Here is a 9,542-nt window from a genome sequence, read left to right as displayed (position 1 = left end):
CGGTGCCGCCGCGGGTGAGTTTCAGCCGCACCTCGTTCTCGCCGGCGTGCCGGGTGAGGATCTCGTCGAGGGCCGTCACCGTGTCCGGGGTGGCGCGGATGTCGGGCATCGAGATGTTGACGGTGCCCTCGACCTCGTCCTGGCCCATGTCCGGCATCATCATGCTGAAGGCGTGCAGGTTCATGCCGTCGTCGCGCATGCTGACCCGGCCTCGGACGACCGCGATGGAGTCGGCGACCAGCATCGGGGCGAACTCCTGGTAGCCCTTGCCCATGAACATGATCGTGATCTCGCCGCCGAAGTCCTCGACGGTGATCATGCCGTACTGGTTGCCGGAGTTCTTCGCGGTGCGGTGCTGCACGCTGGTGACGAGCCCGGCGACGGTGACGGTCTCGCCGTCCTCGATCGACTCTGAGGCCATCAGCTCGGCGATGGAGATGCTGGCGTGCTTGGCCAGGGGCACCTCGAGGCCGGCCAGCGGATGGTCGGAGACGTAGAGGCCGAGCATCTCCCGCTCGAAGGCGAGCTTGTCCTTCTTCGCCCACTCCGGGCGTTCTGGCACGTCGGAGGATGGCGCCTCGCCGACCTCCTCGAACAGGCTGTCGAAGTCGAAGCCGACGTTGCCGTTCTCCTCGTCGCGCTTGATCTTGACGGCCGACTCGACGGCCGACTCGTGGATCTCGATCAGGGCGCGGCGAGTGGAGCCGAGCGAGTCGAACGCCCCGGCCTTGATCAGCGACTCGACGGTGCGCTTGTTGGTGGCGTGGATCGGCACCTTGCGCAGGTAGTCGTGGAAGCCCTCGAAGCGGCCCTTCGCCTCGCGTGCGGCACGGATGCCCTCGACGACGTTGGAGCCGACGTTGCGCACGGCGCCGAGCCCGAAGCGGATGTCGGTGCCGACGGCGGCGAAGAAGCCGATCGACTCGTTGACGTCCGGCGGCAGCACCTTGATGCCCATGCGGCGGCACTCGTTGAGGTAGATGGCCATCTTGTCTTTGGAGTCGCCGACGCTGGTCAGCAGCGCTGCCATGTACTCGGCCGGGTAGTGCGCTTTGAGGTACGCCGTCCAGTAGGAGACGACGCCGTAGGCGGCCGAGTGGGCCTTGTTGAAGGCGTAGTCGGAGAAGGGCAGCAGGATGTCCCAGAGCGCCTTCACCGCGGCGTCCGTGAAGCCGTTCGCGTGCATGCCGGCGCGGAAGCCCTCGTACTGCTTGTCGAGCTCCGACTTCTTCTTCTTGCCCATGGCGCGGCGCAGGATGTCGGCCTGGCCGAGCGAGAAGCCGGCGACCTTCTGCGCGATCGACATCACCTGCTCCTGGTAGATGATGAGGCCGTAGGTGCCGCCGAGCACGTCTTCGAGGGCGTCGGCCAGCTCGGGGTGGATCGGCGTGATCGGCTGCAGGCCGTTCTTGCGCAGGGCGTAGTTGGTGTGCGAGTCCGCGCCCATCGGGCCCGGGCGGTACAGCGCCAGCACGGCCGAGATGTCCTCGAAGTTGTCGGGCTTCATCAGGCGCAGCAGGCCGCGCATGGGCCCGCCGTCGAGCTGGAACACGCCGAGGGTGTCGCCGCGGGCGAGCAGCTCGTATGCACCCACGTCGTCGAGGGCCAGGTCTTCCAGCACGAGCCGGTGGCCGCGGTTCAGCTCGATGTTGTCGAGGGCGTCCGAGACGATGGTGAGGTTGCGGAGGCCGAGGAAGTCCATCTTGATCAGCCCGAGCGCCTCGGCGGCCGGGTAGTCGAACTGGGTGACGATCTGGCCGTCCTGCTCCCGCTTCATGATCGGGATGATGTCGATCAGGGGGTCGCTGGACATGATCACGCCGGCGGCGTGCACGCCCCACTGGCGCTTGAGGTTCTCGAGGCCGAGGGCCGTCTCGAAGACGGTCTTGGCCTCGTGGTCGGTCTCGACGACCGCGCGGATGTCGGCGGCCTCCTTGTAGCGCGGGTGCGACTTGTCGAAGATGCCGGTGAGCGGGATGTCCTTGCCCATGACGGGCGGCGGCATCGCCTTGGTGAGCTTGTCGCCCATGCCGAAGGGGAAGCCGAGCACGCGGGAGGAGTCCTTCAGCGCCTGCTTGGCCTTGATGGTTCCGTAGGTGACGATCTGGGCGACGCGCTCCGAGCCGTACTTCTCCGTCACGTACTTGATGACCTCGCCGCGGCGACGATCATCGAAGTCGACGTCGAAGTCGGGCATGGAGACGCGCTCCGGGTTGAGGAAGCGCTCGAAGATGAGGCCGTGCACCAGCGGGTCCAGGTCCGTGATGCCCATGGCGTAGGCGGCCATCGAGCCGGCGCCCGAGCCGCGGCCGGGGCCGACGCGGATGCCGTTGCGCTTGGACCAGTTGATGAAGTCGGCGACGACGAGGAAGTAGCCGGGGAAGCCCATCTGCAGGATGACGCCGGTCTCGTAGTCGGCCTGCTTGCGCACGGGGTCAGGGATCCCGTTCGGGTAGCGCACGGCGAGGCCGGCGTCGACCTCCTTGGCGAACCAGGTGTCCTCCGTCTCGCCCTCCGGCACCGGGAAGCGGGGCATGTAGCTGGTGGTGGTGTCGAACTTGACGTCGCAGCGCTCGGCGATCAGCAGCGTGTTGTCGCAGGCCTCGATGTTGTCGCGGAACAGGTGCCGCATCTGCGCGGCGCTCTTGAGGTAGAACTCATCGGCGTCGAACTTGAAGCGGTTCGGGTCGTCCAGCGTGGAGCCGGACTGTACGCAGAGCAGCGCCGCGTGCGCGGTGGCGTCGTGGGCGTGCGTGTAGTGCAGGTCGTTCGTGGCCACCAGCGGCAGGTCGAGCTCCTTGGCCAGCCGCAGCAGCTCGCTGATGGTGCGCCGCTCGACGTCGATGCCGTGGTCCATCACCTCGACGAAGAAGTTCTCCTTGCCGAAGATGTCGCGGAAGTCGCCCGCGGCCTTCTTGGCCTCCTCGTACTGGCCGAGCCGGAGCCGCGTCTGCACCTCGCCACCGGCGCAGCCGGTGGTGGCGATGACGCCCTTGGCGTACTCGGAGAGCAGCTCCCTGTCCATGCGCGGCTTGAAGTAGTAGCCCTCGATGGAGGCCTTGGACGACATCCGGAACAGGTTGTGCATGCCCTCGGTGGTCTCCGAGAGCAGCGTCATGTGGGTGTACGCGCCGGAGCCGGAGACGTCGTCCTCGCCCTGCGCGCCGGTGCCCCACTTGACGCGGGTGCGGTCCCCGCGCGCGGTTCCGGGGGTGACGTAGGCCTCGGTGCCGATGATCGGCTTCACCCCGGCCGCGGTGGCCTGATTCCAGAAGTCGAATGCGCCGAACATGTTGCCGTGGTCGGTGACGGCGATGGCCGGCATCTTCTCGGCGACGACGGCTTCCATCAGCGGCTTGATGTGCGCGGCGCCGTCCAGCATCGAGTACTCGCTGTGCACGTGGAGGTGTACGAAGGAGTCGTTTGCTGCTGTCACGTGTGTCTCCGACTGATTCGAAAGCGGGTGGTGCTGGGTGGTGCGCCGGGTGGTGGCCTAGGCGGAGAGCACGGCGAGGGCGTGCTGCAGGTCCGGGGAGTACTCGGTGCGGAAGCTGACCCACTCCCCCGTCGCCGGGTGGGTGAAGCCGAGCTGCACGGCGTGCAGCCACTGGCGCTCCAGGCCGAGGCGGGCCGAGAGCGTCGGGTCGGCGCCGTACATGGAGTCCCCGACGCAGGGGTGGCGCTGGGCGGCCATGTGCACGCGGATCTGGTGGGTGCGCCCGGTCTCCAGGTGGATCTCGAGCAGGGAGGCGTAGGGGAAGGCCTCGAGCGTCTCGTAGTGGGTGATCGAGTGCTTGCCGTCGCCGGTCACGGCGAACTTCCACTCGGCCCGCGGATGCCGGCCGATGGGCGCGTCGATGGTGCCCGCCAGCGGGTCGGGGTGGCCCTGCACGACGGCGTGGTAGATCTTCTCGACCTCGCGGTCGTGGAAGGCGCGCTTGAGCTCGGTGTAGGCCCGCTCTGACTTCGCGACGACCATCAGGCCGCTGGTGCCGGCGTCGAGGCGGTGCACGACGCCCGCGCGCTCGGCCGCGCCGGAGGTGGAGATGCGGAAGCCGGCGGCGGCGAGGGCGCCGACGACGGTGGGGCCCTCCCAGCCGACGCTGGGGTGCGCGGCGACGCCGGCCGGCTTGTTGATCACGACGATGTCGTCGTCGTCGTGGACGATCGTCAGGTCCGGAACGGGGATCGGCACGATCTCCAGCGGGGACTTGCTCTGCCAGCTGACCTCGAGCCAGGCGCCGGCGCGCAGCTTGTCGGACTTGCCGGCGGCGGCGCCGTCCTGGCTGACGCCGCCCGCCTCGATGACCTCGGTGGCGAAGGTGCGCGAGAAGCCGAGCAGCTTGGCCAGGCCGGCGTCGACGCGGAGGCCGGCGAGGCCGTCAGGGACGGGGAGTGAACGTGATTCCATGGCTATGCTGCTGTCGCTTCGTCGGGGCCGCGGGTCGCTGTCGCGTCGTCCGCCGGCTTCTGCTTCTTCTCTGACACGGTGCGGCTGCCATCGAGGTTGATGCCGCGCAGCGTGAGGATCATGAACAGGCCCATGCTGGTGACGATGGCGATGTCGGCCACGTTGTAGATGGCCGGCAGCATCCACGGGGTGTAGATGAAGTCGATCACGTGCCCCTCCGGGAACCCGGGGGCGCGGAGGTAGCGGTCGGTGAGGTTGCCGAGCACCCCGCCGAGCAGGAGCCCGAACACGATCGCCCAGGAGATGGAGCGGATGCGGCGGGCGAACCAGACGATGAACACGATCACCGCGCTGGCGATGATGGTGAAGATCCAGGTCTGGCCGCTGGCCAGGGAGAAGGCGGCCCCGGGGTTTCGGACGAACTGCAGTTGCAGGACGTTGCCGAGTACCGGGACCACCTCACCTTCTGTCAGGTTTGAGACGACGAGGAACTTGCTGAACTGGTCGAGCCCGTAGGCGCAGAGAGCAACGAGGGCCAGGACAACAAGCGCAACGGCGCTGACCTTCCCTCGGGTCTTAGACCCCAAAGCCCTGGAAGCTCGGGGCAGCGTCGCTGTTGGCGGCCTGGTTGCCGAAGCCGGCGGACGGTGCCGCGGTGACCTCGAGCTCGTGCAGCTGGCCCTCGATGTAGCTCTTCAGCTTGGCGCGGTACTCGCGCTCGAAGGTGCGCAGGCCGTCGATCTTCGCCTCGAGAGCGGAGCGCTCCTTCTCGAGCGCGCCGATCTGGGCGCGCTGCTTGGCCTCGGACTCGGCCACGACGCGGGCGGCGGTGGCGTGGCCCTCTGCGATGAGCGCGTCACGCTTCTCTGCGCCCTCGCGCACGTGCTCCTCGTGCAGGCGGCGGGCCAGCTGCAGGAGGTTGGTGGTGCTGGCCTGCTCGTCGGCCTCGGCGGTGGCCGAGGGCACGGGGGCTGCGACCACGGGCGCGACGACGGTGGCCGGTGCGGGCTCCGGTGCGGTGAAAGCGGGTGCCGGCGCGGCGGCGGCCGGGGCCGCACCGCTCTCGGCGGCGGCGAGGCGCTGACGCAGCTCCTCGTTCTCGCTGCCCAGTCGACGCAGCTCGACCACGACCTCGTCGAGGAAGTCGTCAACCTCGTCCTGGTCGTATCCCTCGCGGAACTTGGTCGGCTGGAACCGCTTGTTGACTACATCTTCCGGAGTTAGCGCCATGGCTTTCCACCCTTAGAACTTGGTTGTGAACAGAAGGTAACGATTGACCAACGGTAACAAATCCCGCTGCTCGCACGTACGATGCACCGTCGCACGGTGTCACCGATTCAGGATACCTGCCAGAGCGCCGGAGGCGTTGAGCGGGCACACAGTGTTGGATGCATCAGGAACGTTGCCCCGATACAGCGCGGTACGCGTGTTGAGTTGTGGTTGCATGCAGTGTTGGCGGCATTACGAGCCGCCGATGTAGCGGATCTGGCCGACGATCGGCATCAGGATGATGACGATCAGCATGGTCAGGCTCCAGCCGAAGTCGAAGGCCACGGCGCCGAGGCGCAGCGGCGGCAGAATCCGGCGGAAGAACTTGATGGGCGGATCGGTGATCGTGTACACGAATTCCACCGCGATCAGGGCGAAGCCGCGCGGCCGCCAGGATCGGTTGAAATTGCGCACGAGGTCGAGAACGAACCGCGCCCACATCGCAAAGAAGTAGAGCAACAGAAAGAAATACAGGATCCCCGCGATCAGGGCAACGATGGTCACAGACTAATTATGACTGAGCGAAGAAGGAGGCATCGACGTCGGCGTCCGTCTCGCCGTTCTCACCGCTGACCACAATGTGCTCCGGAGAGAGCAGGAACACCTTGTTGGTGACCCGCTCGATCTTGCCGTAGAGGCCCTGGGAGAGGCCGCTGGCGAAGTCGATCAGGCGGCGGGCGTCGCCCTCGCTCATCTGCGAGAGGTTGATGATCACCGGGATGCCGTCGCGGAAGCTCTCAGCGATGAGCTGTGCGTCGCGGTACTGCCGCGGGTGCACCGTGAGGATCTCGTTCATCTCTGCCGCCTGGGTGTTGGTCTTGGGGACGGGGGCCTTGCGCAGCGGCGTGACCGGTGCGGCGTTCTTGGTCGGGGCCGCGGCGGGCGCCGGCGTGACCGGGGCAGCAGCGGCAGCCGGCTCCTCGTACTCGAGCTCCTCGTCTGCCAGTCCCAGATAGACCATGGTCTTCTTGAGCGGGTTGGACATTACTACCTCCGTGTCAGGATCCGTCGTATTCGAGGTTATTCGGGCTGCGGGCGATTCCCGGTAATGGCGGTGCCAATCCGGAGGTGTGTCGCCCCTTCGGCGATCGCGGCCGCAAAATCTTGCGACATGCCCATGGACAGGGCGGTCGCTTCCGGGGCGGCGCCCCGGATGGACTCGGAGAGCTCGCGGACGCGGGCGAAGGCGCGCCGCGGCTCCTCGCCGAGCGGGGCGACGGCCATCAGGCCGAGCAGCCGGAGCCCCGGCGTGGCCAGCGTCTGGTCGACCAGGGCGTCCAGGGCGGCCGGGGCCACCCCGCCGCGCTCCGGATTGTCGGTCAGGTTGACCTGCAGGAAGCAGTCGATGACCTTCTCGCCGGAGAGCGCGGCCAGCAGCGCCGGCCGGTCGATCGAGTGGATGACGTCGGCGTAGGCCCGCACCTGCTTGGCCTTCTTGCTCTGCAGCTGCCCGACGAAGTGCCAGCGCAGCGGCAGGCCGGCCAGTTCTGCGGCCTTCGCCTGCGCCTCCTGGTGCCGGTTCTCGCCGACGTCGCGCACGCCGAGCTCGGACAGCGCGCGGACGAGGGAGGCCGGGTGGAACTTGGTCACGACGATGGTCGTGATCTCGCTCGGTTGCCGCCCGCTCGCGCGCGCGGCATCCGCGATGCCCTCCTGCACCGACCCCAGCCTCTCGGCCAGCGTCGGGTGCAGGGCCCCCGCCTCACTCATCTGTGCTGCCTGTGCCTTGCTACTTGAGGAAGTCGGGGATGTCGAGGTCGTTCTCCTCGTCGAAGCCCGGGTCGATGGCGGCCGGGGCAGGGGTGGCGTCCTGGCTGCCCCAGGCGGACTCGACGAGGGCGTCGATGTCGCTGGCGGAGGGCTCCTCGGCCACGGCCGTGGCGCTGGCGCCGGCAACCGGTGCGCCGCCCCCGGCGGACACGAAGTTGCTGCGCCGGCCGTCGGCCTGCTTGCTCTGGGGCTCTCCCCCGTCGAAGCCGGCCGCGATGACGGTGACGCGCACCTCGTCGCCGAGGGTGTCGTCGATGACGGCACCGAAGATGATGTTGGCCTCGGGGTGCACGGCCTCCTGGACCAGGCGGGCCGCGTCGTTGATCTCGAAGATGCCGAGGTTGGAGCCGCCCTGGATGGAGAGCAGCACGCCGTGGGCGCCGTCGATGGATGCCTCGAGCAGCGGGCTGGCCACGGCCAGCTCGGCAGCCTTGATGGCGCGGTCGGCGCCGCGGGACGAGCCGATGCCCATGAGCGCGGAGCCGGCGCCCTGCATGACCGATTTGACGTCGGCGAAGTCGAGGTTGATCAGGCCGGGGGTGGTGATCAGGTCGGTGATGCCCTGCACACCGGCCAGGAGCACCTGGTCGGCGGTCGCGAAGGCGTCGAGCATGCTGATGCCGCGGTCGCTGATCTCCAGCAGGCGGTCGTTCGGCACGACGATGAGGGTGTCGACCTCTTCCTTGAGGGTGCTGACACCGGTCTCGGCCTGGGCCTGACGGCGCTTGCCCTCGAAGCCGAACGGCTTGGTGACGACACCGATGGTGAGCGCGCCGATCGACTTGGCGATGCGGGCAACGACGGGGGCGCCGCCCGTGCCCGTTCCGCCGCCTTCGCCCGCGGTCACGAAGACCATGTCGGCGCCGGCGAGGGCTTCCTCGATCTCCTCGGCGTGGTCCTCGGCCGCACGACGGCCCACCTCGGGGTCGGCGCCTGCGCCGAGACCGCGGGTGAGGTCGCGGCCGACGTCGAGCTTGACGTCGGCGTCGCTCATCAGCAGCGCCTGCGCGTCGGTGTTGATGGCGATGAACTCGACGCCGCGGAGGCCGAGCTCGATCATACGGTTGACGGCGTTGACGCCGCCGCCGCCGATGCCGACGACCTTGATCACTGCAAGGTAGTTCTGATTAGTTGACACGTCCGGCCTCCGGTGGAAACTCTCAACTTCTAGTCGAAGCTTAAAGTTATGCTGAGTATGCAATTCCTACCTCGAAGTTATGCGCAGCCGCAGTTTCGCGTGGAAGGCGCGCCCGCGTGTCGCAAACTCCGCCGGCGATCCTCCGGTTCGGCGGCGTGTCGCCGCCTCCGGGCCCCCCGGAGCGGGGCTCAGCGCATCACGGGGCTGGCCGGCGAGGAGACGTCGTAGACGGTGGAGGGCCCGGGCGGGGCCGCCGCCATCAGCTTGCCCAGCACGAGCGCCTTGAGGGTTGACTCCTCAGCGCTGCCCCAGGCCACCCCGGCACCGCCGGCCAGCACCAGGCTCACATCGTCGGTGCTGGCGGCCCGCACGACGTCCAGCTGCGCGCGGATCTCGGCCGGGAGCGCCTGCACGACGCTGCCGGCCGCGGCGAGGCCGTCGTCGCCGACGGCCTCCAGGATCGGGAACCCGGGCGGCCGCTCCGGGGTCGTCTGGATCACGACGCCGGCGGGATCGACCAGCGCGAAGCCGCCCTCCCCCGCGACGGCGCCGATCGGGTCGCGCTCGACGACGCGCACGACGAGCGTGTTCGGCGGCCGGCTCTCGGTCGAGAAGCTCTGGATCAGTGCGAAGCCGGCCAGCCCGTCGTGGATCGCGCCCTGGTCAACCAGCGGCAGCGGCGTGCCGATCTGCCCGCCGAGCGCGGTCGCGACCTCGTCCGCGGCCAGCCGGTTTGTGCCCTCCACCTGGATGGTCGTGAGCGCCATCAGCGGAGAGAAGGTGCCGACGGCCACGAACAGGGCCAGCGCGAGCACGGCCCCGATTCCGGTCAGCCACGCGGCGCGGCGGCGGCGCAGGTGCCGGGTGAAGCGGCGCACCTCGGAGCGCTCGTAGGCCTTCCGCGCCTTGGTCGCGGCGCGCAGCCGGGCGCGGGCGCTGCCCGGGGTGAGTGGC

9 protein-coding genes are annotated in these 9,542 nt (G+C 68.7%); all 9 read right to left on the bottom strand.

All coding sequences use genetic code 11. The annotated features are described in order from the left end of the window. A partial coding sequence (dnaE, locus tag GY24_RS16595; protein WP_104477654.1) for a DNA polymerase III subunit alpha occupies positions 1 to 3,382 on the bottom strand: 3,382 nt, incomplete at its 3' end. Positions 3,383 to 3,493: 111 nt separating this feature from the next. Continuing rightward, entirely contained in the window at positions 3,494 to 4,411 is a 918-nt protein-coding gene (locus GY24_RS16590; protein ID WP_104477652.1) for an RluA family pseudouridine synthase, read from the bottom strand. A 2-nt stretch (positions 4,412 to 4,413) separates the two neighbouring features. Then, positions 4,414 to 4,998, bottom strand: a complete 585-nt coding sequence (gene lspA / locus GY24_RS16585) for a signal peptidase II (RefSeq protein ID WP_104477650.1) — start codon at positions 4,996 to 4,998, stop codon at positions 4,414 to 4,416. Further along, positions 4,988 to 5,641: a DivIVA domain-containing protein gene (locus tag GY24_RS16580; RefSeq protein ID WP_083364224.1), complete on the bottom strand. Its 654-nt coding sequence runs from the start codon at positions 5,639 to 5,641 to the stop codon at positions 4,988 to 4,990. Before GY24_RS16580 ends, lspA begins: the two co-directional genes overlap by 11 nt. A gap of 231 nt (positions 5,642 to 5,872) precedes the next feature. Then, entirely contained in the window at positions 5,873 to 6,184 is a 312-nt protein-coding gene (locus tag GY24_RS16575; protein ID WP_083364225.1) for a YggT family protein, read from the bottom strand. A gap of 7 nt (positions 6,185 to 6,191) precedes the next feature. Next, complete coding sequence (locus tag GY24_RS16570) at positions 6,192 to 6,665, bottom strand: cell division protein SepF (RefSeq protein ID WP_083364226.1); 474 nt, start codon at positions 6,663 to 6,665, stop codon at positions 6,192 to 6,194. A 35-nt stretch (positions 6,666 to 6,700) separates the two neighbouring features. After that, positions 6,701 to 7,390 carry a YggS family pyridoxal phosphate-dependent enzyme gene (locus GY24_RS16565; RefSeq protein WP_104477648.1) on the bottom strand — a complete coding sequence of 230 codons (690 nt, stop codon included), beginning with the start codon at positions 7,388 to 7,390 and terminating at the stop codon, positions 6,701 to 6,703. A 19-nt stretch (positions 7,391 to 7,409) separates the two neighbouring features. Continuing rightward, positions 7,410 to 8,588 (bottom strand): cell division protein FtsZ, encoded by a 1,179-nt coding sequence (gene ftsZ / locus GY24_RS16560; RefSeq protein WP_104477646.1) that lies wholly within the window; start codon positions 8,586 to 8,588, stop codon positions 7,410 to 7,412. Between the two features lie 188 nt (positions 8,589 to 8,776). After that, on the bottom strand, positions 8,777 to 9,542 hold a 766-nt coding region (locus GY24_RS16555), incomplete at its 5' end, for an FtsQ-type POTRA domain-containing protein (RefSeq protein WP_104477644.1).

The organism is Microterricola pindariensis (assembly GCF_002936985.1).
Classification (GTDB): Bacteria; Actinomycetota; Actinomycetes; order Actinomycetales; family Microbacteriaceae; genus Microterricola; species Microterricola pindariensis.
The sequence above is the reverse complement of the archived record's forward strand: the minus strand, read 5'-3'. Positions and strand labels throughout refer to the sequence as shown.

Bases quoted from the DNA above. Each gene is read 5' to 3' on its own strand.
- GY24_RS16565 (WP_104477648.1), bottom strand. From the start codon at position 7,390: ATGAGTGAGGCGGGGGCCCTGCACCCGACGCTGGCCGAGAGGCTGGGG.
- GY24_RS16580 (WP_083364224.1), bottom strand. From the start codon at position 5,641: ATGGCGCTAACTCCGGAAGATGTAGTCAACAAGCGGTTCCAGCCGACC.
- GY24_RS16570 (WP_083364226.1), bottom strand. From the start codon at position 6,665: ATGTCCAACCCGCTCAAGAAGACCATGGTCTATCTGGGACTGGCAGAC.
- GY24_RS16590 (WP_104477652.1), bottom strand. From the start codon at position 4,411: ATGGAATCACGTTCACTCCCCGTCCCTGACGGCCTCGCCGGCCTCCGC.